The sequence below is a fragment of the Streptodolium elevatio genome, assembly GCF_040649515.1.
Classification (GTDB): Bacteria; Actinomycetota; Actinomycetes; order Streptomycetales; family Streptomycetaceae; genus Yinghuangia; species Yinghuangia elevatio.
In genome coordinates this window covers 18,326-42,622 of sequence record NZ_JBEZFP010000020.1, presented here as the reverse complement: position 1 = coordinate 42,622, position 24,297 = coordinate 18,326, and the positions used below count along the sequence as shown (strand labels likewise).

At 71.4% G+C, this 24,297-nt stretch carries 25 protein-coding genes; 13 read left to right on the top strand and 12 right to left on the bottom strand.

Going from position 1 to position 24,297, the window contains the following annotated elements:
• The first annotated feature begins 202 nt into the window (after positions 1-202).
• Positions 203-730, top strand: coding sequence for a GlcG/HbpS family heme-binding protein (locus tag AB0C36_RS10630; RefSeq protein ID WP_358352302.1), 528 nt, complete (start codon positions 203-205; stop codon positions 728-730).
• An 86-nt stretch (positions 731-816) separates the two neighbouring features.
• On the opposite strand, the gene AB0C36_RS10625 is transcribed toward AB0C36_RS10630, so the two are convergent.
• Positions 817-1,467: a hypothetical protein gene (locus AB0C36_RS10625; protein WP_358352225.1), complete on the bottom strand. Its 651-nt coding sequence runs from the start codon at positions 1,465-1,467 to the stop codon at positions 817-819.
• A gap of 69 nt (positions 1,468-1,536) precedes the next feature.
• On the opposite strand from AB0C36_RS10625, the gene AB0C36_RS10620 reads away from it, so the two are divergent.
• Positions 1,537-1,749 carry a hypothetical protein gene (locus tag AB0C36_RS10620; protein ID WP_358352223.1) on the top strand — a complete coding sequence of 71 codons (213 nt, stop codon included), beginning with the start codon at positions 1,537-1,539 and terminating at the stop codon, positions 1,747-1,749.
• A gap of 368 nt (positions 1,750-2,117) precedes the next feature.
• Here the strand turns inward: AB0C36_RS10620 and AB0C36_RS10615 are convergent, their stop codons facing one another.
• From AB0C36_RS10615 to AB0C36_RS10600, 4 genes are read right to left on the bottom strand one after another with little or no spacing between them, the layout of a single operon-like run.
• Positions 2,118-3,296, bottom strand: coding sequence for an acyl-CoA dehydrogenase family protein (locus AB0C36_RS10615; RefSeq protein WP_358352222.1), 1,179 nt, complete (start codon positions 3,294-3,296; stop codon positions 2,118-2,120).
• A gap of 9 nt (positions 3,297-3,305) precedes the next feature.
• Entirely contained in the window at positions 3,306-4,247 is a 942-nt protein-coding gene (locus tag AB0C36_RS10610; protein WP_358352220.1) for a hydroxymethylglutaryl-CoA lyase, read from the bottom strand.
• Complete coding sequence (locus AB0C36_RS10605) at positions 4,244-6,436, bottom strand: ATP-binding protein (protein ID WP_358352218.1); 2,193 nt, start codon at positions 6,434-6,436, stop codon at positions 4,244-4,246. The genes AB0C36_RS10610 and AB0C36_RS10605 overlap by 4 nt, the downstream gene beginning before the upstream one ends.
• 8 nt (positions 6,437-6,444) lie before the next feature.
• On the bottom strand, positions 6,445-7,986 hold the full coding sequence (locus AB0C36_RS10600) for a carboxyl transferase domain-containing protein (RefSeq protein WP_358352301.1): 1,542 nt from the start codon (positions 7,984-7,986) through the stop codon (positions 6,445-6,447).
• Between the two features lie 254 nt (positions 7,987-8,240).
• Here AB0C36_RS10600 and AB0C36_RS10595 point away from each other — a divergent pair, with 254 nt between their 5' ends.
• The 3 genes from AB0C36_RS10595 to AB0C36_RS10585 all read left to right on the top strand — a co-directional run bounded on the left by AB0C36_RS10595 (position 8,241) and on the right by AB0C36_RS10585 (position 10,299).
• A complete protein-coding gene (locus tag AB0C36_RS10595) occupies positions 8,241-8,870 on the top strand; it encodes an SACE_7040 family transcriptional regulator (protein WP_435839023.1) in 630 nt (209 codons plus the stop codon).
• 120 nt (positions 8,871-8,990) lie between these two features.
• Entirely contained in the window at positions 8,991-9,752 is a 762-nt protein-coding gene (locus tag AB0C36_RS10590) for an enoyl-CoA hydratase family protein (protein ID WP_358352215.1), read from the top strand.
• Between the two features lie 112 nt (positions 9,753-9,864).
• Positions 9,865-10,299, top strand: a complete 435-nt coding sequence (locus AB0C36_RS10585; protein WP_358352213.1) for a GNAT family N-acetyltransferase — start codon at positions 9,865-9,867, stop codon at positions 10,297-10,299.
• Positions 10,300-10,339: 40 nt separating this feature from the next.
• Here AB0C36_RS10585 and AB0C36_RS10580 read toward each other — a convergent pair whose 3' ends face one another.
• Positions 10,340-10,777, bottom strand: a complete 438-nt coding sequence (locus AB0C36_RS10580) for an ASCH domain-containing protein (RefSeq protein ID WP_358352212.1) — start codon at positions 10,775-10,777, stop codon at positions 10,340-10,342.
• 129 nt (positions 10,778-10,906) lie between these two features.
• Here AB0C36_RS10580 and AB0C36_RS10575 point away from each other — a divergent pair, with 129 nt between their 5' ends.
• The gene (locus AB0C36_RS10575) at positions 10,907-11,539 is read left to right on the top strand and encodes a nucleoside/nucleotide kinase family protein (RefSeq protein ID WP_358352210.1); all 633 of its coding nucleotides are present in this window, start codon (positions 10,907-10,909) and stop codon (positions 11,537-11,539) included.
• A gap of 213 nt (positions 11,540-11,752) precedes the next feature.
• On the top strand, positions 11,753-13,498 hold the full coding sequence (locus AB0C36_RS10570; RefSeq protein WP_358352208.1) for an MFS transporter: 1,746 nt from the start codon (positions 11,753-11,755) through the stop codon (positions 13,496-13,498).
• Positions 13,499-13,609: 111 nt separating this feature from the next.
• On the opposite strand, the gene AB0C36_RS10565 is transcribed toward AB0C36_RS10570, so the two are convergent.
• Positions 13,610-13,816: a cold-shock protein gene (locus tag AB0C36_RS10565; protein WP_358352206.1), complete on the bottom strand. Its 207-nt coding sequence runs from the start codon at positions 13,814-13,816 to the stop codon at positions 13,610-13,612.
• A gap of 299 nt (positions 13,817-14,115) precedes the next feature.
• On the opposite strand from AB0C36_RS10565, the gene AB0C36_RS10560 reads away from it, so the two are divergent.
• The 3 genes from AB0C36_RS10560 (at position 14,116) to AB0C36_RS10550 (ending at position 17,636) form a co-directional block, all read left to right on the top strand.
• Positions 14,116-14,772, top strand: a complete 657-nt coding sequence (locus AB0C36_RS10560) for a histidine phosphatase family protein (protein WP_358352204.1) — start codon at positions 14,116-14,118, stop codon at positions 14,770-14,772.
• Between the two features lie 165 nt (positions 14,773-14,937).
• Positions 14,938-16,521, top strand: a complete 1,584-nt coding sequence (locus tag AB0C36_RS10555) for a VWA domain-containing protein (RefSeq protein ID WP_358352202.1) — start codon at positions 14,938-14,940, stop codon at positions 16,519-16,521.
• Between the two features lie 272 nt (positions 16,522-16,793).
• The gene (locus tag AB0C36_RS10550) at positions 16,794-17,636 is read left to right on the top strand and encodes an aldo/keto reductase (RefSeq protein ID WP_358352201.1); all 843 of its coding nucleotides are present in this window, start codon (positions 16,794-16,796) and stop codon (positions 17,634-17,636) included.
• Positions 17,637-17,768: 132 nt separating this feature from the next.
• Here the strand turns inward: AB0C36_RS10550 and AB0C36_RS10545 are convergent, their stop codons facing one another.
• Together AB0C36_RS10545 and AB0C36_RS10540 are read right to left on the bottom strand one after the other, a co-directional pair.
• Complete coding sequence (locus tag AB0C36_RS10545) at positions 17,769-18,128, bottom strand: SHOCT domain-containing protein (RefSeq protein ID WP_358352199.1); 360 nt, start codon at positions 18,126-18,128, stop codon at positions 17,769-17,771.
• Positions 18,129-18,230: 102 nt separating this feature from the next.
• A complete protein-coding gene (locus tag AB0C36_RS10540) occupies positions 18,231-18,662 on the bottom strand; it encodes a DUF6325 family protein (RefSeq protein ID WP_358352197.1) in 432 nt (143 codons plus the stop codon).
• A 258-nt stretch (positions 18,663-18,920) separates the two neighbouring features.
• Between AB0C36_RS10540 and AB0C36_RS10535 the strand changes: the two genes are divergently transcribed.
• The gene (locus AB0C36_RS10535) at positions 18,921-19,550 is read left to right on the top strand and encodes a potassium channel family protein (protein ID WP_358352196.1); all 630 of its coding nucleotides are present in this window, start codon (positions 18,921-18,923) and stop codon (positions 19,548-19,550) included.
• A 9-nt stretch (positions 19,551-19,559) separates the two neighbouring features.
• On the opposite strand, the gene AB0C36_RS10530 is transcribed toward AB0C36_RS10535, so the two are convergent.
• Positions 19,560-20,327: a TVP38/TMEM64 family protein gene (locus tag AB0C36_RS10530; protein ID WP_358352194.1), complete on the bottom strand. Its 768-nt coding sequence runs from the start codon at positions 20,325-20,327 to the stop codon at positions 19,560-19,562.
• 182 nt (positions 20,328-20,509) lie between these two features.
• Here AB0C36_RS10530 and AB0C36_RS10525 point away from each other — a divergent pair, with 182 nt between their 5' ends.
• The gene (locus tag AB0C36_RS10525; protein WP_358352192.1) at positions 20,510-22,318 is read left to right on the top strand and encodes a glycoside hydrolase family 3 protein; all 1,809 of its coding nucleotides are present in this window, start codon (positions 20,510-20,512) and stop codon (positions 22,316-22,318) included.
• Positions 22,315-22,758 carry a metal-sensitive transcriptional regulator gene (locus AB0C36_RS43210; protein WP_435839022.1) on the top strand — a complete coding sequence of 148 codons (444 nt, stop codon included), beginning with the start codon at positions 22,315-22,317 and terminating at the stop codon, positions 22,756-22,758. Before AB0C36_RS10525 ends, AB0C36_RS43210 begins: the two co-directional genes overlap by 4 nt.
• Positions 22,759-23,161: 403 nt before the next feature.
• Here the strand turns inward: AB0C36_RS43210 and AB0C36_RS10515 are convergent, their stop codons facing one another.
• Together AB0C36_RS10515 and AB0C36_RS10510 are read right to left on the bottom strand one after the other, a co-directional pair.
• Complete coding sequence (locus AB0C36_RS10515) at positions 23,162-23,746, bottom strand: hypothetical protein (RefSeq protein WP_358352189.1); 585 nt, start codon at positions 23,744-23,746, stop codon at positions 23,162-23,164.
• 216 nt (positions 23,747-23,962) lie between these two features.
• Positions 23,963-24,268, bottom strand: a complete 306-nt coding sequence (locus AB0C36_RS10510; RefSeq protein WP_358352187.1) for a putative quinol monooxygenase — start codon at positions 24,266-24,268, stop codon at positions 23,963-23,965.
• Positions 24,269-24,297 lie beyond the last annotated feature (29 nt).

Here is a 24,297-nt window from a genome sequence, read left to right as displayed (position 1 = left end):
GGTCCTCGACCATTCGGCGCAGGCCGGGTAGCCCGGTCCGGTGGATCGCCGCGCGGCGCCGGGTCGGTTGCGGGACGGGGTTGCTGCACTGTCGGGAAGGCACGCCCGCTCGTGGCGGCCACCTCCCTCAGGAGTGACTGTGAACCGATTCCCCGTCCTGCGGACCCGTCTCGCCGTCGGCGCCTCCCTTGTGGTGCTGGGCATGGGCGTGGCGACCGCCGTACCCGCCACCGCCACCACCGCCTCCGGCGAGTACTGCCACGCCGGTTGCCAGGCCCGGGGTGGCGACGGCGTCCGGGGTGGTGACGGCGTCCGGGGCGACAACGTCATCACCACCCACCACCTCACCGAGGCAGCGGCCGTACGGGCCGCCCAGGCCGCCCTCGACGCGGCCGAGGCCGACGGCCAACGCGTCAGCGTCGCCGTCGTGGACCGCAACGGCAACGCCATCGTGCAGCTGCGCGGCGACGGCGCCGGGCCCCACACGTACGAGTCGGCACGCCTCAAGGCGTACACCGCCGCGTCCTTCAACGCCCCCACCTCGGTCCTGGTCGGACGCCTCGAACAGAACCCGACCCTGGCCGACATCCCCGGCACGCTGTTCCTCGCCGGCGGCGTGCCCGTTCAGTTCCAGGGCGCCCCCATCGCCGGCATCGGCGTCGCAGGTGCCCCGAGCGGACTCTCCGACGAGCAGTACGCCCAGGCCGGCCTCGCCGCGATCAGCCACTGACGTCCGGGTCGTCGCCCGTGCCCGCGCCGCGCGGCCGCCTTCGGGCACGGACGGCGAACCCCGCCCGGTCCCGCCGAGTTCCCCCGCTACCGCAACACCTCGGCATCCACGAACAACGCGTCGCGGGGTGTCTCGGCGGCGAACGGCTCCCCGGCGTCCGCGTCCCACTCCTCCTCGTCCTCCGCCATGCGCTCGATCAACGCGTAGAACCGCTCCTCGGCCGGTTTCAGCGCCGCGACCGTCTCGGCCAGATCGACGCGCCCGACGAATCGCGCACCTTCCTGCCCCACCGAGAGCACCGCCAGCCAGGCGTCCGACGACGGCTTCAGCAACGCCCCGCTGGTCTCGGCCCAGAACAGCACGTAGTCGTCCCCGGGCTCCGACCTGAACCGACCGGCTCCGGCCAACAGCAACATCGCCGTGTGCATGGTGTATTCGTCGTAGCCGACCTCAAACAGGTACGCCTCCAAGGCACCTTCGCGGTGCAGGAGCACCACCGTCGTCGACCGCCCGGCGCATGACTCCTCGACACACTCGGCAAAGAACTCCCGTGCCGTCGTGTCCGCGTCAAGCCGGTCCCACCGGTCTGCCGACGAGGAGCCGTCCCAGAACCAGCCGGTGAACATCTCACCGGGGTTGGCGACCACCTCAACCCCCGGAACCGCGGCGTCCAACCACGCCTCGAACCCCTCACGCGTCATCGGCACGCGCGCAGCCAGCATGAAACTGTCCGACACCCTGCCCCCACCCTCCTCAACCTCAACCGCCCCGGCCGCGAGAACCTACACGGCCCCGGTGACGTCCCCATGCCGCCACAGCCCGGCGCTCTGGAGGAGACCGGGCCGATCCGCACCGGCTTCGACGAACTCGACGACGCCTGCGGGAAGTTCCACGAGCGCGTGGACGACGGCCTCGCCGTCATGAACAAGGCCACGTCGGCGGAGGAAGGGCCGGACTATGCACAGGTGTTCGCGGGTGTTCTGCACAGTGTCAGGTTCGGTCCTGAGGAGGCCGGGTGAGTAACGGTGGATCGTACGGCGGCGGGGAGAGGGGCTCGGCGGCCTCGCGGAGGTGACCGTACGCAAGCGCGCCGCCATTCCCGTGCACGAAGTGCAGCGCATTGCCGGGATGTTGGGCTATCGGCATGTCTCGACGGAGAGCGCACCACGGGGGTTCACGAGGCACCACGCGGTACGGCTGCCCGGGCTGCCCGACGTTCCGCGCACGGTCCCCCTGTTCGCTCGGGCGGCTCCGACGCCGCCTGGATGGCTCCCGGCGAACTGACCTCGCGCCGCCGCCTCGTGGTCGAGGGGGGTGACCACGAGACGGCGGCGGCCTGGGCCGATCGCTTGGGGGGTGGGGGAAATGGCCGGCAAGGCGGCCGATGTCAGCGCGGCGTCAGGGCCTCCCCGACGCCGAGCGTCCTGGCGATGAGCATCCGCTGCACCTCGGACGTGCCCTCGCCGATCTCGAGGATCTTGCAGTCGCGCCAGAAGCGGGCCACCGGGTACTCATTCATGTAGCCGTAGCCGCCGTGGATCTGCGTCGCCTCACGGGCGTTATCGACCGCCGCCTCGGACGTGTACAGCTTCGCGAGCGCGGCCTCGTGCTTGAACGACTCGCCGTGGACCATCCGGGACGCCGCGTGGCGCCACGTCAACCGGCTTGTGTGCGCCCGCAGTTCCATGTCCGCAAGCTTGAACGCGATGGCCTGGTTGGCGCCGATCGGCCGTCCGAACGCCTTGCGTTCGCTGGCGTAGCGGACCGACTCGTCGACGCAGCCCTGCGCCAAGCCGGTGGCCAGCGCAGCGATGGCGATTCGCCCCTCGTCCAGGATGCCCAGGAACTGGGCGTAGCCGCGGCCGAGTTCCCCGAGCAGGTTCTCGCCCGGCACGCGACAGTCGCTGAAGGACAGTTCGTGGGTGTCGGAGGCGTTCCAACCGACCTTGGAGTACGGCGGGGCGACGGTCATGCCCGGCGTGCCGGCGGGCACGATGATCGTGGAGATCGCCTTGCCGCCGTCGGGCTTCGTGCCTGTCACGGCGGTGACTGTCACCAGTCCCGTGATGTCCGTCCCGGAGTTGGTGATGAAGCTCTTGCTGCCGTTGATGACCCACTCGCCGGTGGCGTCGTCGCGGCGCGCCGTGGTACGTGTCGCTCCGGCGTCCGACCCGCCGTCGGGCTCGGTGAGTCCGAAGGCCCCCAGCATCTCCCCCGAGCAGAGCTTCGGCAGCCACTGCCGCTTCTGTTCCTCGGTCCCGTACTTGTGGATCGGCATGGCGCCCAGTGAGACCGCCGCCTCCAGGGTGATGGCGACCGACGAGTCCACGCGCGCCAGTTCTTCCAGGGCCACGCCGAGCGCCAGGTAGTCGCCGCCCATGCCGCCGTATTCCTCGGGGAACGGCAGGCCGAACAGCCCCATCTTCCCCATCTCGCGCACGATCGGGTACGGGAACTCGTGCCGCTCGTAGTGGTCCCCGATCACCGGCGCGATCACGTCGCGCGCGAACTCCCGCACGGTCGCCCGCAGGAGCTCAAGGTCGTCGTCGAGTCTGTGGTCGAGCATGATCGTCGCCTACCTCTGCTGATCGCCCGCGAGTGCGCGGACGGTACGGGACGGGCTGGGTCGGCCCAGGTGTTCGGCCATCCACGTGCTTGTGGCGACGAGGCGGCCGAGGTCGACGCCGGTGTCGACGCCGAGCCCGGTGAGCATCCACACCAGGTCCTCGGTGGCGAGGTTGCCGGTGGCGCTCTTGGCGTACGGGCAGCCGCCGAGTCCGCCGGCCGACGCGTCCACGGTCGCGACGCCCGTACGGAGCGCGGCCAGCGTGTTGGAGAGTGCCTGGCCGTACGTGTCGTGGAAGTGCACGGCGAGCCGGTCGGTGCCGATGCCGGCATCCGCGAACCGGCCGATCATGTCCGTCACTTGGCCCGGGGTGGCCACGCCGATGGTGTCCCCGAGGCTGAGTTGCCAACAGCCCATCTGGATGAGGCGTACGCCGACGTCGACCACCTGCGCGGGGTCGACGGCCCCTTCCCACGGGTCGCCGAAGCACATCGACAGGTAGCCGCGGGTACGGACGCCCGACGCGGTCGCGCGCGCCACGACGGGCGCGAACATGTCGAGTGCCTCCTCCAGCCCGCGGTTGAGGTTCCGCTGCGCGAACGTCTCGGTGGCACTGGCGAAGACCGCGACGTGCCGCGCGCCCAGCTCCAGGGCCCGGTCGAGCCCGCGTTGATTCGGCACGAGCACGGGGAGGTCCACCGCGGCGAGGTCCTCGATCTCCGCGAACACCTCGGCCGCGTCCGCCAGTTGCGGCACCCAGGCGGGCGGTACGAAGCTCGTCGCCTCGATCGTGGTGAGCCCGACCCCGGCGAGCCGCCGGATGAACTCCGCCTTCACATGGGCGGGGACCACCGCCGACTCGTTCTGGAGCCCGTCGCGCGGCCCGACCTCGTGGATGGTGACGCGTGCCGGAAGGCCGGCCTCCGGGACGACCATGGGCAGAGCGTTCATGACTTGTCCTCGCCTTCGACTGCCCCGCTCCGAACCGCGTCGTCCCGGTCGGCGCCGCCGGCCTTGCTGCCGCCGGCCTCGGTGCCGCCGGCCTCGGTGCCGCCGGCTTCAGCGCCGCCGGCCTCGGTGCCGCTCTCCGCGCCGCCGCCCTCCTCCGGGTGGACCAGCGCCAGGACTTCGTCCAGCGCGACCCGGGACCCCACGTCCACCCGCAGTTCCGCGAGGGTGCCGTCGAAGGGCGCGGTCACCGCGTGCTCCATCTTCATCGCCTCGACGACCACGACCGCCTGACCCGCCGTCACCCGTTCCCCGGCGGCCGCCTTCACGACGGTGACGGTCCCCGGCATGGGGGCCACCAGCGTGCCGTCCCCCGCCACACCCCCTGCCCCCGCCCCCGACGCCACCGGGTCATAGGGGGCCGCCCGCCACGTCTCCGCTCCTTGTGAGAGCCACCAACTGCCGTCGTCGGCAAGGGCGTAGCGGAAGGTCTCGGTCAATCCGTCGTACGTCAGCCGCACCTGGTCGGGCCCACCGATCACGATGTGCGCGGGCACCACCGTACGTTCGACCGCGCTCTCCTCCGCGTCGTACGACACCTCCGTGTGCCGCCCCCGCCCGTGCACCCGCACCGTGGTCGGTTCGGCACCCTCGACGCGGAACCGGTGGACGGTGGCCGCGTGTTCGCCGAGGCGCCAGCCCGAGGGCACCGAGAACGGATCGGTCCATCCGTCCGACGCGCCCGGCTCCGGCCCCGATCCTGTGCCCGCCTCGCTCGCCCCCGCCCCCGGTTCCAAGGCCGCGTGCGCGAGCAACGCGGCCAGGACCGCGACCGTCGGCGGCGTGTCCCCCCGCAGCAGCGACGGCATCGCCGCCTCGACCAGGCCGGTGTCCAGGCGGCCCGCCACCACGTCCTGGTGTGCCAGCAGGCGGGCCAGGAAGCCGATGTTGGTGTGCACGCCGAGCACCGTCGTCTCGGTGAGCGCCGTACGCAGGACGCGCAGCGCCCCGTCGCGGTCGTCCCCGTGCGCGATCACCTTGGCGAGCATGGGGTCGTAGCCGGTGCCGACCTCGGCCCCTTCCGCGAGCCCGGAGTCGACGCGTGCGAGGTGCCGGGGTTCGTCCAGCACGAGGACGCGGCCGCCGCCCGGCAGGAAGCCACGGTCCGGGTCCTCGGCGTAGATGCGCGCCTCCACCGCGTGTCCGCGCATGCGCGGCGCCACTTCGTCCTGCGCGAACGGGAGTTCGCCGCCGGCCGCGATGTCGATCTGGCACTCGACGAGGTCCAGGCCGACGACGAGTTCCGTGACGGGGTGTTCGACCTGGAGGCGGGTGTTCATCTCCATGAAGTAGTAGTCGTCGGGGTGGTCCGCCGACACGATGAACTCGACCGTGCCCGCGCCGACGTACCCGCAGGAGCGAGCCGCTTCGACGGCCGCGGCGCCCATCGCGGCGCGCTGCCGGTCGTCGAGCAGCGGGGAGGGGGCTTCTTCCACGATCTTCTGGTGGCGGCGCTGGAGACTGCATTCGCGTTCGCCGAGGTGGATGACGTTGCCGTGGGTGTCGGCGAGGACCTGGACCTCGATGTGCCGGGGCCGGTCGATCCAGCGTTCGACGAGCAGGGTGTCGTCACCGAACGCGCCCGCCGCCTCGCGCCGCGCGGCGGCGATCTCGTCCGCCAACTGCCGTTCGTCGCGTACGAGATGCATACCCTTGCCGCCGCCGCCCGCGGACGGCTTCAGCAGCACCGGGAAGCCCACCTTGCGGGCCTCGTCGGCGAGTTCGGCGTCGGAGAGGCCCGCGCCGCTGCTGCCGGGCACCACGGGCACGCCCGACGCGGCGACCGTCTGCTTCGCGCGGATCTTGTCGCCCATCAACTCGATCGCCGTCGCGGGCGGTCCGACGAAGACGATGCCGGCGGCCTCGACGGCACGCGCGAACTCCGCGTTCTCGGCGAGGAATCCGTAGCCCGGATGGATCGCGTCGGCGCCCACCCGCACTGCCGCCGCGACGACGGCGGCGATGTCGAGGTAGTCGGGCACGCGTACGGCGACGTCCGCCTCCAGCACATGCGGCGCGCCCTCGTCGGCGTCGGTGTGGACGACCGCCGTGCGGATGCCCTTGTCGGCGAGCGTCGAGGCCACGCGTCGGGCGATCTCGCCCCGGTTGGCGATGAGGACCGTGTCGAACATGCGGCGGCTCACATCCGGAAGAGGCCGAAGCCGGGGTCGGCGAGGGGGGCGTTGGCGCACGCGGTCAGCGCGAGACCGACGACGGTGCGGGTGTCGAGCGGGTCGATGACCCCGTCGTCCCACAGCCGGGCGGTGGCGTAGTACGCGCTGCCCTGCCGTTCGTACTGGTCGAGCACCGGCTGCCGGAAGGCCGCCTCGTCCTCCGCGGGCCAGTCCTCGCCGCGCGCGGCGAGTTGGTCGCGCTTGACGGTGGCCAGTACGGTGGCGGCCTGTTCGCCGCCCATGACGGAGATCTTGGCGCCCGGCCACATCCACAGGAAGCGCGGCGAGTACGCCCGGCCGCACATCGAGTAGTTGCCCGCCCCGTGCGAGCCGCCCACCACCACCGTCAACTTGGGGACGCGCGTGGTGGCGACGGCGGTGACCATCTTGGCACCGTGCTTGGCGATGCCGCCGTTCTCGTACGCCCGGCCGACCATGAAGCCCGTGATGTTCTGCAGGAACAGCAGCGGGATGGCCCGTTGGTCGCACAGCTCGATGAAGTGCGCGCCCTTCAGCGCCGATTCGGAGAACAGGATGCCGTTGTTGGCGACGATGCCGACCGGGTGGCCGTGCACGCGCGCGAAGCCGGTGACGAGCGTCGCGCCGTACTCGGCCTTGAACTCCGAGAAGCGCGAGCCGTCGACGATGCGGGCGATGACCTCGCGCACGTCGTAGGGCGTGCGGTTGTCGGCGGGCACGACGCCGTACAGCCCGACCGGGTCGACGGCCGGTTCCTCCACCGGGGCGACGTCCCACGGCCGCGGTGTGCGCGGGCCGAGCCCGGCCACGATGTCGCGCACGATGCGCAGCGCGTGCGCGTCGTCTTCGGCGAGGTGGTCGACGACGCCCGACGTGCGGGCGTGCACCTCGCCGCCGCCGAGTTCTTCCGCGGTGACGACCTCGCCCGTCGCGGCCTTCACCAGCGGCGGCCCGCCCAGGAAAATGGTGCCCTGGTTGCGCACGATGACGGTCTGGTCGCTCATCGCCGGGACGTACGCCCCGCCGGCCGTACAGGACCCGAGCACCGCGCTGATCTGCGCAATGCCCGCGGCCGACATACGCGCCTGGTTGAAGAAGATGCGGCCGAAATGGTCGCGGTCCGGGAAGACTTCGTCCTGCATCGGCAGGAAGGCGCCGCCGGAGTCGACCAGATACACGCACGGTAGGCGGTTCTCGTACGCGATCTCCTGCGCCCGCAGGTGCTTCTTCACGGTCAGCGGGTAGTACGTGCCGCCCTTCACCGTCGCGTCGTTCGCCACGACCATGACCTCGCGCCCCGACACGCGCCCGATGCCCGCGACGACGCCCGCCGCGGGTGCCGCCCCGTCGTACAGGCCGTCGGCGGCGAGCGGGGCCACCTCCAGGAACGGCGAGCCGGGGTCGAGCAGGGTGTCCACGCGCTCGCGCGGCAGCAGCTTGCCGCGAGCAACGTGCCGGGCGCGGGCGGTCTCGCCGCCGCCGAGGGCCGCGGTCGCGAGCCGTCGCCGCAGTTCCGCGACTTCACCCATGTGGGCGAGCGTGTTCGCCCGGTACGCCTCGCCGTGTACGTCCGCGCGTGTGCCCAGTCGTGGCCCCAGCTCCGCCGAGGGCGCCGCACCGGCGCGCGCGGCGGTTCCGTTCGCGCGGACGCCGGTGGTCGTGGGGGTTGCCCGCATGCCGCCGCCTCCGTGTGTCGCCTCGTCCCGCCACCGGCCGCCTGTTAGCGAGCGTTAACAGAACTTGATGGACCCGACGTTAGCGATCGTTCACATCCGTGTCTAGCATGGGGGCCATGTCGGTCGAGCAGGTCACCAGTCCGCGCCGCGCGCAAATCCTGCGCGAAGCCGCGCGCCTCTTCGCGGCACGCGGCTTCCACGGCGTCAGCGTCGACGAGATCGGCGCGGCGTCCGGCATCACCGGGCCCGGCCTCTACCGGCATTTCCGCGGCAAGGACGCGATGCTCGCCGAGCTGCTGATCGGCATCAGCGAACGGCTGCTCTCCGGCGGCCGCGAATGCGTCGACGAGCACGGCGCGCCGGCCGACCGGCTGGACGCGCTCATCACCCGGCACGTCGACTTCGCCCTCGCGGAGCCCGCGCTGATCGTGCTGCACGACCGCGACCTCGCGAGCCTGCCGGAGGCCGACCAGCGCAAGGTACGGCGGCTCCAGCGGGCGTACGTGGAGATATGGGTGGGCGTCGTCGTCGACGCCTACCCGGGCTTCACGCGCGAGTCACAGCCCGCCACCGAGGCACAGGCCCGCGCGTCCGTGCACGCCGTGTTCGGACTGCTCAACTCGACCCCGCACAGCGCCGCCGCCGGCCACCGCGGGCCGCGTCCCCCCGGCCCCGACACGATGGCCGCCCTCCTGCGCACTCTCGCCCTCGGCGCCTTCGCCGCGGCGGGCCGCTGACCACTGCGCGCCGACCGCCCCGAACGGGCCGTTCCACCTTGCGCGGGCCCGCACCGACTCCCGCCGGCCCCTGCCGACCCGCCCGCCGAAGCCCAGCCGACACCCCGAGGACGTACGCCGATGCCCCTGGTGACCCGCACCCACGACGCCGCGATCGCCACCGTCACGCTCGACTCGCCCGCCAACCGCAACGCGCTGTCGGCGGCGCTCATGGACGAACTGGACGCGCACCTGGCCGCCGTCGCCGCGGACGCGTCCGTACGCGCGGTCGTCCTCACCCACACCGGCCCGACCTTCTGCGCCGGCGCCGACCTCAAGGAAGCCGCCGCGGGCGGCATGGAGCGCGGTACGCAGCGGCTGCTCGACCTGCTCGCGGCGATCATCGAGCTGCCCGTCCCGGTGCTCGCGCATCTGCGCGGCAACGCCCGCGCCGGCGGCCTGGGCCTGGTCGGCGCGTGCGACCTCGCGGTGGCCCCCGCGTCGACGTCGTTCGCGTTCTCCGAAGTACGCCTGGGCCTCGCGCCCGCGATCATCTCGCTGAGCACTCTGCCGCGCCTGGACCCGCGCGCCGCCGGCCGGTACTTCCTCACCGGCGAGGAGTTCGACGGCACCGAGGCGGCGCGCATCGGGCTGCTCACGCTGGCCGGTGACGGCGTCGAAGGCACCGACACCGCAGCCGAACACCTGCTCGCGGGCCTGCGCCTGGCGTCCCGTCAGGGCCTGGTCGAGACCAAGAAGCTGCTCAACGCCGCGCTCGCGGAACGCGTGGCCACCGACGGCGCCGCGACGGTACGCCTGTCCGCCAAGCTCTTCGCCTCCGAAGAGGCCGCCGAGGGCATGCGCGCCCGCAGGGAACACCGCCCGCCGCGCTGGGCGGACTGAGCGGGACGTACCGACCCGGCTCGCCCCCGGTCTGACGTGACCGACCCGGCGACCTGGACCGCCGCCCACCGACCACCGACCACCGACCACCGAAGGGCCGAGGATCGAGCGCATGATCAGTATCGCCAAGCTGACACCCGAGGACCGGCCCGCCTGGGAAGAGCTGTTCACCGGCTACAACACCTTCTACGAAAGGGTGTTGCCGCCGGAGGCGTTCGCCCGGGCCTGGTCCGGGTTCCAGGCCGACACCCGCATCCACGCCTTGGGCGCGACACTCGACGGCCGCCTCGTCGGCATCGCGCACTTCCTCGTGCACGCGAGCACCACGTCCGCGGACGTGTGCTACCTCCAAGACCTGTTCACCGCGGAGGACGTACGCGGGAAGGGCGTCGCACGCGCCCTGATCGCGGCGGTCTCCGACTGGGCGCGGGCGCACGACTGCGCGCGCCTGTACTGGCACACCCAGGCGCACAACGACACCGCCCGCAAGCTCTACGACAAGGTCGCCCAGAACCGCGGCTTCATGGTCTACCAGCAGAACTTCTAGTGCTGCGGCCGGGAAGCGGTGAACCCTTCCGGTCACAGCACTAGACGTCCGGGCTCTGGAGGCGTTCGACCAGGCGGAAGCGCTCGGCCACCACGACGGTCTCGTCGTCGACCTCGAAGTCCGGGTCGCCCAGCGCCTCGCGCATTTCCGGGCTGTGCCAGAACCGTTCGTGGGCCGCCCGCCACGAGGCGATGGAGTCGTCCCCTTCGCCCTCGTCGCGGACGTGCGGCCAGTCGACGTCGCGCAGCGGCAAGGTGCGTACCTCGGTCACCTCGATGACCGCCACCGGCCGCATGTCCGAGTCGACGACGGCGCGGCGCGCACCCACGACGGGCAGCGACTCGCCGCAGACCTCGTAGTCGACGAGCAGCCCGGTCGTCGACGTCTTCTCCCCCGCCAGGATCGCCGCCACGAGCTTGTCGCGCAGCGCGCCGGGAAACCCGAACTCGGCGGGCGGGAGGGCGGAGGGATCGTTCATCTCGAAAGCATAAGCCGACGGACAATCCGGGCCGATGCGGTGACCTGTCAGCCGCGGCAGAGGCATCGTGACGCCGCCCCGCGGCCTGCCGCTCGACGTATGGGCGGGGCGAGCGGGCAGGATGGGGATGTGCGCGTACGTCCTCTTACTCCCGCGGCGCTGGCCGGGTATCTCGCCGAGGTGGTCGTCGGCCGGGTGCCGGAGGGCGGGTGGCTGCGCGTCGCGGTCGACGGTGCCGCGGCGGCGGAGCCGGGCGTCCTCGCCGATGCGATGGTGGCGCCCTTGCGGACCGCCGGGCACCCTGTGCAGCGGGTGTCCGCCGACGACTTCCTGCGCCCCGCGTCGGTCCGGCTCGAACACGGGCGCCACGACGCCGACTCGTTCTACTGGTCGTGGCTCGACGAGAAGGGCCTGCAGCGCGAGGTGCTGGATCCCCTGGGCCCGGGCGGCGACGGGCGGGTGCTGCCGAGCCTGTGGGACGTCGGGCGCGACCGGGCCACCCGCGCCGCGTACGTCGAACTCCCGCCGGGCGGCGTGTTGCTGCTCGACGGTGCGCTGCTGATCGGGCGTGGCCTCCCGATCGATCTGACGGTGCATCTGAGCCTGTCCCCGGGCGCGCTGGAACGCCGCACCGACGCCGACGCGCGGTGGACGCTGCCGGCGTACGACCGCTACCGCGCGGAGTGCTTCCCCGAGGAGTCGGCCGACTTCGTCGTGCGCTGGGACGACCCGCGCAGGCCCGCGCTGATGGTGCCCGAATAGCGGGACCGGGACCGCGGGGAGCCGCCCGGAGCGGGCGAAACGTACCGACCGGGCAAATTACCGATCGAACGTTAGCTATGCCTCTGGTACGTGTAACCGCCCGGCACTACGCTCGCCTCCGCTCTTCGCACCGTGCATGCCGCATCACGCATTTGGCACCGACCAGTTCGGCAATCCGCACCGCTCATGTCCCGGGCGCTCCGAGGAGGCCGCATGTCCGAAACCACGTCGCCGAGGGGTGACGCCGGCGCAAGAGAACCCGAGCCCGCCGCGGCGGCCGCTCCGCCCCGAAATCCCCTGGGGCCACTGTGGAATCGGCAGCTCGACCGCTATCCGGGGACCGGCCCGCGGGTCTTCTACCTGTTCATCTCGACTCTGGCCGGCATCGTCCTGTACTACGAGTTGTACGTGCAGTACTCGGTGTCGACGTCCCTGATCTCCGAGTTCGGCATGACGTACATGTTCGCCACGATGATCTCCGTGGTGGGCAACCTGGCCGGTGCCTTCGCGTCGCTGCTGGCCGGGCTCGCGGACCGCTGGGGCCGTGCGAACCTCGTGGTGTACGGCCTGCTCCTGGTGGGCCTGCTCATCGTCTTCGCGGTGCCCAACGCCGAGTCCAAGACGCAACTGATGGTCTACATGGCCATCGTGAGCTTCGTCGAGGGCATCGTCCTGGTCGCCTCCCCCGCCCTGATCCGCGACTTCTCGCCGCAGATCGGCCGGGCCGCGGCGATGGGCTTCTGGACGCTGGGCCCGGTCATCGGCTCGCTGACCACGACGATCGTGACCAGCCACACCCTGGACACCCACGGCTGGGAGGACCAGTTCCGGTTCGCCGGGTACGCGGGCCTCGGGGTGTTCGTGATCGCCTTCTTCGGCCTTCGCGAGCTGTCGCCGCCGCTACGCGACCAGCTGATGGTGAGCCTGCGCGACCAGGCCCTCGTCGAGGCCAAGGCCCGCGGCCTGGACACCGAGCAGATACTCAAGGGCCAGTGGCGGCAGATGATGCGGCTGGACATCGTGGGCCCGGCCGTGGGCATCGGCCTGCACCTGATGTTCTACTACTCGGCGGTCGGCAACCTGGTCGTGTACTACGCCACCGTGTTCGGCTACTCCGAACAGCGGACGAACGCCCTGGCCAACTGGTACTGGGTGGCCAACGCGCTGTCGCTGGTGTTCGTCGGCATCGTGTCCGACCTCCTCAAGGTGCGAAAACCGTTCATGATCCTGGGCGGCGTCGGCACGGTGTTCTTCACCCTGCTGTTCCTGATGCGCACCGACGACCCCGGGACGGGCTACTACCACTCCGCCTGGCTGCTGGTCGGCATCGGCGTGTTCAGCGGCTTCACCTTCGCGCCGTGGATGGCCGCGTTCACCGAGACGGTCGAGCGGCACAACCCGGCGGCGACCGCGATCGGCCTGGCGGTGTGGGGCTGGACGCTGCGCGTCATCGTGTCGGTGTCGGCGATCTTCACCCCGATCATCGTCACGGCGGTCACCCCGCTGGTGAACGACAGCGCGAAGGTCCAGGCCGCCGCCGCGGAGGCGGGCCCCGCGGCCGAGACGGTGCAGGCCAACCCGGGGCTGTTCGCCGAACTGGACGCGTACCCCCGGCAGGAGGACATCCCGCCGGAGCTGCTGGCCAGGGCCATCCAGACCGTGGGGCTGGAGAAGCTCCTCCAGGTCCAGGAGAAGGCGGAGGCCCTGCGCACGTTGGACAAGTACGCCCCTGACGTCCTCGCGGCCCAGGAGCGGGCTCCGGACGAGTGGGAGCGGTGGTGGTGGTTCACCATCGCGTGCCAGGCGCTGTTCCTGCCGACGGTGTTCCTGATGGCCGGGCGCTGGGATCCGCGCAAGGCGCGCGCGGACGCGGAGGAACACGCCCGCAAGGTGGACGCCGAGCTGGCCGAGCTGGTGCGCGGGACGGAGGAGAGCGAGACCGCGGAGAGCGACCGGTAGCGCGTACGCGGTACGGCGGCGCAGCAATTGCGGGGAAGGCGGTACAACGCCGCAGGGGCTCGTACCGGCGAAACGCCGGTACGAGCCCCTGCGGGTGAGTGAGCGGGAGGCTCAGCCAATCGTGCGGATGTTCTCCGCCTGCAGGCCCTTCTGGCCCTGGACCACGTCGAACTCGACCTGCTGGCCCTCGACGAGCTCACGGAAGCCGTTCGCCTGGATGGCGGAGAAGTGGGCGAAGACGTCGTCGCCGCCGCCGTCCTGCGCGATGAAGCCGAAGCCCTTTTCCGAGTTGAACCACTTGACGGTACCGGTAGCCATATTTCTCTCCTTCAGGGGAAGGTCCACGAATCCGCACCTCGCGGATCCGGTGTCGCTGTGATGATCACCCTGAATTCGGGAAACGGCGCAAGCACCGATACCGAAAACATCCACCGAAACCAAAAAATGCACCTGTCGTTACAACTCGACAGGTGCACACAGATTTCGCTGGGAACCACAACTGCAACGAGTAAGACGTTAGCACACCCACCCGGCCAACCGCGAAATATGGGAATCGCCGCAGGTCGCAGCCGTGCCGGGGGCGTGTCGCAGCGGGCCCGGGGCCGTAGAGTCCGGGCATGATCGACACCGCCGCGCGCCCCAAGCGCATCGTCCTGGTCCGGCACGGCGAGTCGCAGGGCAACGTCGACCCGACGATCTACGAGCGGGTGCCGGACCACGCGCTGGAGCTCACCGAGCGCGGGCGCGAGCAGGTCGAGGATGCCGGGCGCGAGCTCCGCGCGCTGTTCGGCACCGAGCACGTGACGGCGTTCGTGTCGCCGTACCGCCGCACCCGCGAGACCTTCCGGCTGCTGGGCCTCGACCCCGAGCGCACCCGCGCCAAGGAGGAGCCGCGGCTGCGCGAGCAGGACTGGGGCAACATCCAGGACCTCGTCGACATGGAGCGCCAGCGGGCGGACCGGGACGCGTACGGGCACTTCTACTACCGCTTCGCGCACGGCGAGAGCGGCGCGGACGTGTACGACCGGGTGAGCTCGTTCCTGGAGACCATGCACCGCGACTTCGCCCGGCACGCGGTGCGGTACGGCCCGGACCGCAACGTCCTGCTGGTCACCCACGGCCTGACCATGCGGCTGTTCTGCATGCGCTGGTTCCACTGGTCGGTCGAGGAGTTCGAGTGCCTGTCGAACCCGGGCAACGGCGAGACGCGCGTGCTGCTGCGCGGCACGGACGGCCGGTACGTCCTCGACCGGCCGTTCGACCGCTGGAAATAGCGCGGCGGAAATGGCGCGGCGGAGGCGGCGCGCCGGGGCGGGCAGCCCGCCGGCCGCGGCTCATCGGCCGCACGTAGGAGGCCGGTGTCGACCGTGCGGACGAGGCACGCCGAGATGGCGGGACCGGTCGCCCGACAGGGCCGCCGAACGGGCATGATGTGCTGCATGACCACGATGTCCAAAGGCGCGAACATCCCAGTCCCGACCACCTCGCTGCGTGCGGTGGTCTCCTGGCGGACCGGCGGTGCGCCGGACGTCGACGTTTCCGCCCTGCTCCTGGCCGACACGGGCAAGGTGCGCGGCGAGGAAGACTTCATCTTCTACAACCAGCCCACGCACCCGTCGGGCGCGGTCGCGCACGCCGGCAAGCAGACCGGCGCGGACGGCACCGCGACCGACGCCATACGAGTCGACCTGAGCCGCGTGCCGGCCGACGTCGTGCGCATCGTCGTGGGCGCGTCGGCGGACGGCGGCACGTTCGGCCAGGTGCCCGGCCTGGCCCTCAAGCTGCTCGACGAGGCCGGTCGCGAGCACGCGGTGTTCGACATCGCGGACGCCACGACCGAGACCGCGTTCCTGTTCGGCGAGCTGTACCTGCGCAACGGCGCGTGGAAGTTCCGCGCCGTCGGGCAGGGGTACGCGTCCGGCCTGGCCGGCCTGGCCACCGACTTCGGCATCGCGGTGGACGCCGAGCCGGAGCCCCCCGCGGCCCCCCAGGCACCGGCCGCCCCGGCGGCCGGGTACACGCCGCCGCCGATGCCGCCGTCCGCGGTGCAGACGGCCCCGAACCCGGCCGTGCGCACGCTCCCGACGGCGCCGGCCGCGCCCGTCGTGGCGCCGCCCGCGCCGCAGCAGCCCGCAACGCAGCAGGCGGCCCCGGCGTCGGGTGCGGTCAGCCTGAAGAAGCAGAAGCTCGTCAACATGGAGAAACGTCTCGGCGAGGAGGGCCACGGGCGGCTCCTCGACCTGACGAAGAAGGCCGCGGTCAGCCTGGAGAAGCGCGGCCTCGGCGAGCACACCGCGCGCGTCGCGCTGTGCCTGGACATCTCCGCGTCGATGCAGAACCTCTTCCAGTCCGGCAAGGTGCAGGCGCTCGTCGAGCGCGTGCTGTCGCTCGGCCTGCGCTTCGACGACAACGGCGAGGTGGACGTCTTCCTGTTCGGCCAGAACGGGCACGAGGCCGGCACGCTGAACCTCAAGCAGTACCAGGGCTGGACGAACCAGATGCTCCAGCGCTACCCGCTGGAGGGCGGCACCGACTACGCCGCGGCGATGCGGCTGCTGCGCGAGAGCTACTTCAAGACTTCGGGCCCGCGGCACGCGCCCCTCGCCGACCGCGTTCCGGTGTACGTCATGTTCATCACGGACGGCATGACCAGCACCGAGCAGCTGACGCGCGAGCAGGTGACGTACTCCAGCTACGAGCCGATCTTCTGGCAGTTCATGGGCATCGGCCCGTCGCCGAAGGCGGTCGACAAGGTGGACCCGTCGGCCACCGTGCAGACCGGGCCGAAGAAGAAGCCGAAGCTGTCCGAGCGGCTGCAGAACAAACTCATCGAAAAGCTCACCGGTGGTTTCGCGTTCCTGGAGGAACTCGACAACCTCCAGGGCCGCTACACCGACAATGCGGCGTTCTTCGCGGTGACCGACCCCGCGAACCTCACGGACGAGGCGTTGTTCGACCTGATGATGGAGGAATACCCCGACTGGCTGAACCGGGCGCGGAGCATGGGCCTTCTGATCGGCTGAATCTCCCGGTGCCCGGCCCGGGAATTCGCCGGGGTTACCCGGGATCCCCTGGGATTTCCCGGGATTGCTACCTGATTCACCGTCAGCCCCGGTGCCTGGCAACGCATTTGCCTTGCCGGCACCGGGGCCGACGTCGTCCCGGGCCGACGTCGTCGCGGGACTGAACGCGGATTGCTTCCGCCGGGGGATCTCCGGCGCGGGATGCCGGAGTTCGCGCGGTCGATTGGACATGATCGGAAGACCACGTGTCCGAACGTCCGGAGGAACCACCCGTGAGCAGCGTTCCGAGCATCACCCTGAACAATGGCGTGTCGATCCCGCAACTCGGCTTCGGGGTATGGCAGGTGCCCCCGGCCGAGACCGAGGTGGCGGTGCGCGCCGCGCTGGACGCGGGGTACCGCAGCATCGACACGGCCTCGGCGTACGAGAACGAGAGCGGCGTGGGCGCGGCGATCGCCGCCTCCGGCATCCCGCGCGAAGAGTTGTTCGTGACCACCAAGCTGTGGAACCGCCGGCAGGGGTACGACACCACGCTTGCCTCGTTCGACGACAGCCTGGCGAAGCTCGGGCTGGAGTACGTCGACATGTACCTCATCCACTGGCCGATGCCGGCCGCCGACCGGTACCTCGACACGTGGCAGGCGTTCGAGAAGCTGTACGCCGACCAGCGGATCCGCGCGATCGGGGTGTCGAACTTCCAGATCCCGCACCTCGAACGCCTCTTCGACGGCTCCGGCGTGGTCCCCGCGGTGAACCAGGTCGAGCTGCACCCGTACCTCCAGCAGCGCGAACTGCGGTCCTTCCACGACGAGTTCGGGGTGCGGACCGAGGCGTGGAGCCCGCTGGCGAAGGGCGGCGCGCTGCTCACCGACACGGTGATCACCGGGATCGCCGAGAAGCACGGCCGCACGCCCGCCCAGGTGGTGCTGCGCTGGCACGTACAGCAGGGCACGATCGTGATCCCGAAGTCCGTCACGCCGTCGCGCATCGCGGAGAACATCGCGGTGTTCGACTTCGACCTCGACCAGGCCGACAACGAGGCGATCGCGAACCTGGACCGGGGCCGCCGTACGGGCCCCGACCCGGACACGTTCAACCTCGGTTACGACGGCTGACCCGGCCGCCGGCACACTCGCACCTCGACGGGGCGGCGTCGGCGACGCATCGCGCGCCCGACGCCGCCCCACGCCACGTGGCAGGCGGCAATGAGCGCGAGGAACGCGCCGCCGGAGACCAGCGCGTCCACGTCAGCCGCCGAGGATGCGGGCCTTCTGCGCCGCGAACTCGGCGTCGTCGAGCACGCCTTGGTCGCGAAGCCGGGCGAGGCGTTCCAGCTGGTCCACGACGGGGTCGCCGGCCGGGGACTGCTGGGCGGACTGCTGGGCGGGCGGCAGCGGGGCGGAAGGGCCTTGCGGAGCGTACGCCTGGGCCTGCTTCTGCTCCGCCTGGTACTGCGCCGCGGCGTCCTGTTCGGCCATCCGGTTCGCCTGGTGCTCGCGTACGCGTCCGCTCACCGCGGAGGCCGTTCCGGCGACCACGGCGGTGCGTACCGCGGCCCCCAGCAGCCCGGGGCCGCGGCGGGCCATCATGGGTCCTCGCATCAGCATGGCTTCGCTCCTGTCGGGCGTGTCGTGCCTGTGGTGCCAGTCGTGCCTGTTTCGCCTGTTGTGGCGGCTGCGGCCGTGGCGGCCGCGACGCGTCCCGTGCCGTCAGGCGCCTTGGGCGGCCACGGCCATCAGGGCGGCTTCCGCGGTCTCGGCGGGGATGCGCTCGAACGCCGCGACGCGGCCGCCCGCCCGCCCGATCGCCGTCGCGATGCGCGCGGCCCAGGTGTTCTCGAAGACGATGACCGCCGCCGACGAGTCCGCGGGCAGGTCGGCCGCGATGAGGTCGATGTCCTCCTGGTTCAGGAGGCCCGCGATGGTGCCGTCGACGTCGTCGAACGCGGCGACGTCGGCGGGGTCGAGGGCGTCCAGCTCCAGATGGGTCGTCTCGCCGTCCGCCGTCTTGCGCACGAAGGTGAGGTCGAGAATGCGGATCGTGCCGCTGTTGACCAGGGCCGCGAGGGCGGGCCCGATCTCGCCTCGGAACTTGCTGCCGGGGAACTCGACCACGATGTAGTCGACAGGTCCCAGATCCATCGTGCCTCCGCCGCCTTCTGGGATCACGGACATCACGGACATCACGAACGCCCCGGAAACCGCGCGTACAGCGAGTACCGCAGATACCCCGGATGCCTCGGGTACCTCGAATGCCGCGGGCATCGCGGAATCCCCCGGTGGCGTCCTGATGTATCAGTCAAACCCCGGCCCCGGAGGCCCGCAACAGGAGAGTGGCGTGGTGCTGGTGTGGCGGGATCGGTCCGCCGGGCACAGCATGGAAGCGGCTTTGGAGGGAGCATGGGCGCGCGGGCGAGGACGACCGAGTCGGGCTGGTGGGTGGCGCTGCGGGCGCTCGTCACACTGGTCGTGGTCGTCGTGGCGTACTACGTGCTGCCGGACGACACCGAGGACACGTCGTTCGTGCTCCGGGCCGTGGTCTTCGCGCTGTGCGTGCTGGGCCTTGCCGTGATGATCCTGTTCCTCATCACCCGCGACAACCGGAGTTCGCTGCCGGCCCGCGCGGAGGGGCTACTGCTGACCGTGGTGGTGAGCATGGTCTTCTTCGCCACCGTCTACTACCGGTTGGCGCAGGACGACGGGCAGTTCAGCGGGCTCGTCACCCGGACGGACGGGCTCTACTTCACCTTGGTGACGACGGCGACCGTGGGCTACGGCGACATCATCCCGTCGGGTCAGTCCGCCCGCGTCGTGGTGATGGTGAACATCGTCTTCAACCTGGTCTTCCTGGGCGCGGGCGTGTCGGTCGCACTCGACCGCATCAAGCAGCGCCGCAGGGGTGCCGCGGCGGCTGCGGATTCCGCCCCGGGCTCTGCCCTGGATTCGCCCCCGGACTCGGGTTCGGACTCGCTCTCGGGTGCGGCCGGGAAGTCGGCGCCGGGTTCGGATCCGGACGAGCCTCAGGCGTGACAGTTCGGCTCAGGGTCGGCGGTCGGCCGGCACCGCGGCCGGGTCGTCCACCTGCGCGTCGCCACGGCCGCGCTCGGTCGCGGAGTCCGTGTCGGGCCGCGCGCCGGTCTCGGCAGTCGCGTCCGGCGATCCGTCCGCGTGCCCTTCGGCCAGTTCCTTGCCCCGGCCGCGGAAGTACAGCGTGGCCACGGCGATGAGCAGGACGCCGACCGTGGCCATCACGACGACCGTCGTGGAGAGCCCGTTGCGTACCGATGCGCCCGCCGCGACCTGGACCATCGTGGCCGGCAGCAGGCCTATCACCGAGCCGACGACGAAGTGGCGTACCCGGATCCCGGTGGCGGCCGCGCCGTAGTTGACCACGAAGCCCGGCATCACCGGCACGAGGCGCAGCACGACGACGGGCAGTACGCCGTGCCGGGTCAGGCGGGCGTCCAGGTCGGCGAGGGCCTGCTTGCGGTGCATCCAGCCGCGTACCCGGTCACGGCCCATGCGGCGGCCGACGCCCAGGGCGATGACGCTGCCGAGGACGGTGCCGGTCATCGCGACGGCGGTGCCGGTGACCGCGCCGAACAGCGCGCCCGCGGCGGGGGCCAGCAGCGTCTTGGGGACGAAGAAGGCCACGCAGAGCGCGCAGATGACGATGAACAAGGTGATGACGACGGGAGTCGGGTACTCGGTCCAGGCTCCGTGGGTCAGCCAGTCGCGCAGCGCGTCGAGGATGCCCGTGACGGTGTCGGCCGCCCAGCCGAAAAGGTCGCGCACGGCGTCGACCATGTGTGCGCCCCCTCCACCCGGTCGTCGTGCGCCACTCAACCCGCCGATTGTACGGGTGGCCCGGGCGCCCCCGTGCCGCCTCGTGCTAAAACCTAGTGGTCAGTAGGTTTTCATGGGACGATGTGTGGGTGGGCCGTCCCCGTCGCGCCCACGTGCTCGACCCCGCCCAGGAGGCAGTGAAGATGACCCAGACCAGCGCGGACTCGGCCCGCAACACCTTCCGCGGCGGCGCCACCGCGCCGTACGAGGACCCCTCGCTCCCGGTCGCGGAGCGCGTCGAGGACCTGCTCGGCCGCATGACGCTGGAAGAGAAGGCGGGCCTGCTCTTCCAGACCATCGCCGTGATGGGCGAGGACGGAAAGCTCATCGAGGACGCCGCCAAATCGCCCATGGGCACGCCGACCGTGCGGGACATGGTCGAGGCGCGGCGGATGAACCACTTCAACCTCATGGGCGGCGCCGACCCGACGCAGATAGCGGCGTGGCACAACAAGGTCCAGGAGATCGCGCTGGGCACGCGCCTGGGCATCCCGGTCACGATCTCGACCGACCCGCGCCACCACTTCACCGACAACCCGGGCACCGCGATGCTGGCCGGGGGCTTCTCGCAGTTCCCGGAGACGTGCGGGCTCGCGGCGATCGGCGACGAGAAGCTGGTCCGCGACTTCGCCGACATCATGCGCCGCGAGTACCTCGCGGTCGGCATCCGCGTCGCGCTGCACCCGCAGATCGACCTGGCCACCGAGCCGCGCTGGGCGCGCATCAACGCCACGTTCGGCGAGAACGCCGAGCTGACCGGGCGCATGGTCGCGGCGTACATCGAGGGCGCGCAGGGCGGGAAGCTGGGCCCGGACTCGGTGGCCACGATGACCAAGCACTTCCCGGGCGGCGGACCGCAGAAGGACGGCACCGACCCGCACTTCGCCGACGGGCGCGAGCAGGTCTACCCGGGCGACAACTTCGCCTACCACCTGGAGCCGTTCAAGAAGGCCCTGGCGGCGGGCACCTCGCAGATGATGCCGTACTACGGCATGCCGGTCGGGACCGACCTGGAAGAGGTCGCCTTCGGCTTCAACAAGGGTGTCATCACCGGCCTCCTGCGCGAGGAACTGGGCTTCGACGGCATCGTGTGCACCGACTGGGGCCTGATCAGCGACGCCGAGATCTTCGGTACGGCGTACCCGGCCCGCGCCTGGGGCGTCGAGCACCTGACCGAGCCCGAGCGCGTGCAGAAGGTCATCGAGGCCGGCTGCGACCAGTTCGGCGGCGAGGCCTGCCCCGACCTCGTCATCGCCCTGGTGCGCGACGGCAAGGTGAGCGAGGAGCGCATCGACGTCTCGGTGCGCCGCCTGCTGCGCGAGAAGTTCGTACTCGGCCTGTTCGAGAACCCGTTCGTGGACGTCGAGGCCGCGGACGCGATCGTCGGCACCCCCGAGTCGCTCGAACTGGGCCTCGCCGCGCAGGCCCGGTCGGTCACCCTGCTCAAGAACGGCACGGACGCCCCGGTCCTGCCGCTCGCGCAGGGCACCAAGGTGTACGTCGAGGGCGTCGACGCCGAACTGGCCGTCGCGTACGGCACCGTCGTCGCCGCGCCCGAGGACGCCGACGTGGCGATCCTGCGCACGCGCACCCCGTGGGACCCGGCGAACGGCCCGTTCGAGGCGTTCTTCCACTCCGGTTCGCTCGCCTTCGGCGAAGCAGAGCTGGCCCGCATCCTCGAACTGTGCGGCAAGGTGCCGACCGTCGTCGACATCTACCTGGAGCGCCCGGCGGTCATCCCGGAGATCGCCGAGGCGTCCGCGGCGCTGGTGGCCAACTACGGCGCGGCCGACGGCCCGCTGCTGGACGTGCTGTTCGGGCGCCGGACGCCCGAGGGCCGACTGCCGTTCCAGCTCCCCCGTTCGATGGCCGACGTCGAGGCGCAGCGCTCGGACGTGCCGAGCGACGGCACGGACGCGGTCTACGAGTTCGGCCACGGGCTGTCGTACTGACAGCCGCGGCCGGGCCGTCCCGGAAACCGCGCGACCCCGCGGCGGAGTGTTCCGCCGCGGGGTCGTCGCGTTCCCGGGCGGACGGGCACACTTGGGGTCACGGCGGGGCCGGCCGGGCCCGGGCGGGCTCGGCGGCGGCGCGGCGGAGGGGGCGGGCGATGACCGGATACAGCCATCAGAAGGACGACGTGCTCAAGCGGCTGCGCCGCATCGAGGGCCAGGTACGCGGCCTCCAGCGCATGGTGGAGAACGACACGTATTGCATCGACGTCCTGACCCAAGTGTCGGCGGTGACACGGGCGTTGCAGTCGTTCGCGCTCACTCTGCTGGACGAGCACATGGCGTGCTGCGTGTCGGAGGCAATCGCGGGCGGCGGCGAGGACGCCGAGGAAAAGGTACGCGAAGCCTCGGCCGCCATCGCACGCCTGGTGCGGTCGTAGAGGTGCGCTCGGCGGTCGGCGGTCGGCGGTCGGCGGTCGGCGGTGGGCAGGGTGCGGGTGTGCGGGCCGGCTGGCGGGCTGGCGGGCTGGCGCGTGAGTTGGCGTGCGGGCGTTGCGGTCGAACGGGGTGTCGAACACTGTGGACCTTCGCCGATTCGGGCGGTTGCGGGGCGGGTTCGGCACCACGCGGCGGCGACAGACGTTCCCGAGATATGGGAAGGGTCACGCGGGAGGGGACCGATGGGCGGGCAGCGTGAGTAGGGATCGGTCCAGGCGCGCGGCCCGGCGCCATGCATGCAGCGCGAGTGTCGTGTGGTCGCAACCGGCGCGATTGGATGCGCCGGGTCCTGGTCCGTTGCGCGTTGCGGCGTGACGTCCCGGTGCGCTGCGGCGCGAGGCTCGGTCAGGCTCCGGCGGGGTTGGTGCCTGTTGCCTGCTGCTTGACGTAGCGGCTCCACGGGCGCAGCAGCACCGGTCGGGTCCACAGCAAGTGGCCGCCGCCGGGCGGCGAGACGACGCCGCCGCGCGCGGGATCGCCCGCGAACCACACCTTCGAGCCGTCGCACGGCGCGAGCCGGCGCGCGCGGCGTGCGGTGGCGACGACCGCGAGCACGTGCTGCGCGCCGTCACGTGCGGGGTCGATGAGCACCACGACCGACTGGTTCCCCGCGGTGGGATACGTGGCGGGCGCGTGGAAGCGGCAGGCACAGGCGACCCACGGGTGGCGGGCCAGCACGCGGTGCATGCGCGCGGCCTGCACTTGCGTCACGAGGCCGAACACCCCGGCGCAGCCCGCCGCGAGGATGGTCGCGAGGGTCCATACCGGCGGCAGGTCCGTCTGCCGCTCCAGGATCCAGGCCGCGGCGTAGAGCGCCCCGCCGAGCAGGATCAGCGACCAGGCCCGGAGCCGGTATCCGCGCAGCGCACGACGCGTACCCGGTTCGGCCAGCGCCGACCCCTCGGGCGGCGTCGGCACCAGGGACTTCATGGCCGTCAGCCTATGGCCTGACCGGCGGGTCCTGACCGGCATGTGGAGCGGTGGGCGGCACAGACCTCGGGTGGCCTGCCTCAGGCGCCTGCCACGGCGGGTCGCGGCGCGCACACCGCGGCCTTCGGCCGGGACGGTTGCACCGGCTAACTCGCCACGAACTACCAGGCGCCCGCTACGCCGCTGCCATCTTCCTTCGGCTCCAACCGTTATCCGTCAGTCGTCAGCGCCGAGGCCGCCCGCTACAACCAGCTCTCGCCCGCTGAATTCGCCGGTGAGCATGGGCATGGCGGCAGCGATCGCTTCCTTGGCCTCGGGCAACTGCAGCGATGCGTCGTGGTGGTCCTTCGATTGCCAGACCTCCATGACCACGATCGTGTCCGGATCATCGGCGGCCATGCTGACGACGTAGCTCTCGCAGCCCAGCTCGCGGAGACTCTCGACTCCGGAGAGCAGGATCGCCACGACGCCGTCGCGCATGCCGGGCTGGGTCTTCATCGTGCCGATGTAGCCATACGTCATGCCAAGCCGCCTTCCTCGGAGCTGCCGTG

Coding starts and splice junctions, on each gene's coding strand:
- AB0C36_RS10630 (WP_358352302.1), top strand. CDS start 203: ATGGGCGTGGCGACCGCCGTACCCGCCACCGCCACCACCGCCTCCGGC.
- AB0C36_RS10560 (WP_358352204.1), top strand. CDS start 14,116: ATGATCGACACCGCCGCGCGCCCCAAGCGCATCGTCCTGGTCCGGCAC.
- AB0C36_RS10545 (WP_358352199.1), bottom strand. CDS start 18,128: ATGCTGATGCGAGGACCCATGATGGCCCGCCGCGGCCCCGGGCTGCTG.
- AB0C36_RS10565 (WP_358352206.1), bottom strand. CDS start 13,816: ATGGCTACCGGTACCGTCAAGTGGTTCAACTCGGAAAAGGGCTTCGGC.
- AB0C36_RS10530 (WP_358352194.1), bottom strand. CDS start 20,327: ATGGTCGACGCCGTGCGCGACCTTTTCGGCTGGGCGGCCGACACCGTC.
- AB0C36_RS10510 (WP_358352187.1), bottom strand. CDS start 24,268: ATGACGTATGGCTACATCGGCACGATGAAGACCCAGCCCGGCATGCGC.
- AB0C36_RS10615 (WP_358352222.1), bottom strand. CDS start 3,296: ATGCTCGACCACAGACTCGACGACGACCTTGAGCTCCTGCGGGCGACC.
- AB0C36_RS10590 (WP_358352215.1), top strand. CDS start 8,991: ATGCCCCTGGTGACCCGCACCCACGACGCCGCGATCGCCACCGTCACG.
- AB0C36_RS10605 (WP_358352218.1), bottom strand. CDS start 6,436: ATGTTCGACACGGTCCTCATCGCCAACCGGGGCGAGATCGCCCGACGC.
- AB0C36_RS10585 (WP_358352213.1), top strand. CDS start 9,865: ATGATCAGTATCGCCAAGCTGACACCCGAGGACCGGCCCGCCTGGGAA.
- AB0C36_RS10555 (WP_358352202.1), top strand. CDS start 14,938: ATGACCACGATGTCCAAAGGCGCGAACATCCCAGTCCCGACCACCTCG.
- AB0C36_RS10595 (WP_435839023.1), top strand. CDS start 8,241: ATGGGGGCCATGTCGGTCGAGCAGGTCACCAGTCCGCGCCGCGCGCAA.
- AB0C36_RS10525 (WP_358352192.1), top strand. CDS start 20,510: ATGACCCAGACCAGCGCGGACTCGGCCCGCAACACCTTCCGCGGCGGC.
- AB0C36_RS10600 (WP_358352301.1), bottom strand. CDS start 7,986: ATGGGTGAAGTCGCGGAACTGCGGCGACGGCTCGCGACCGCGGCCCTC.
- AB0C36_RS10515 (WP_358352189.1), bottom strand. CDS start 23,746: ATGAAGTCCCTGGTGCCGACGCCGCCCGAGGGGTCGGCGCTGGCCGAA.
- AB0C36_RS10610 (WP_358352220.1), bottom strand. CDS start 4,247: ATGAACGCTCTGCCCATGGTCGTCCCGGAGGCCGGCCTTCCGGCACGC.
- AB0C36_RS10540 (WP_358352197.1), bottom strand. CDS start 18,662: ATGGATCTGGGACCTGTCGACTACATCGTGGTCGAGTTCCCCGGCAGC.
- AB0C36_RS10570 (WP_358352208.1), top strand. CDS start 11,753: ATGTCCGAAACCACGTCGCCGAGGGGTGACGCCGGCGCAAGAGAACCC.
- AB0C36_RS10620 (WP_358352223.1), top strand. CDS start 1,537: ATGCCGCCACAGCCCGGCGCTCTGGAGGAGACCGGGCCGATCCGCACC.
- AB0C36_RS10535 (WP_358352196.1), top strand. CDS start 18,921: ATGGGCGCGCGGGCGAGGACGACCGAGTCGGGCTGGTGGGTGGCGCTG.
- AB0C36_RS10580 (WP_358352212.1), bottom strand. CDS start 10,777: ATGAACGATCCCTCCGCCCTCCCGCCCGCCGAGTTCGGGTTTCCCGGC.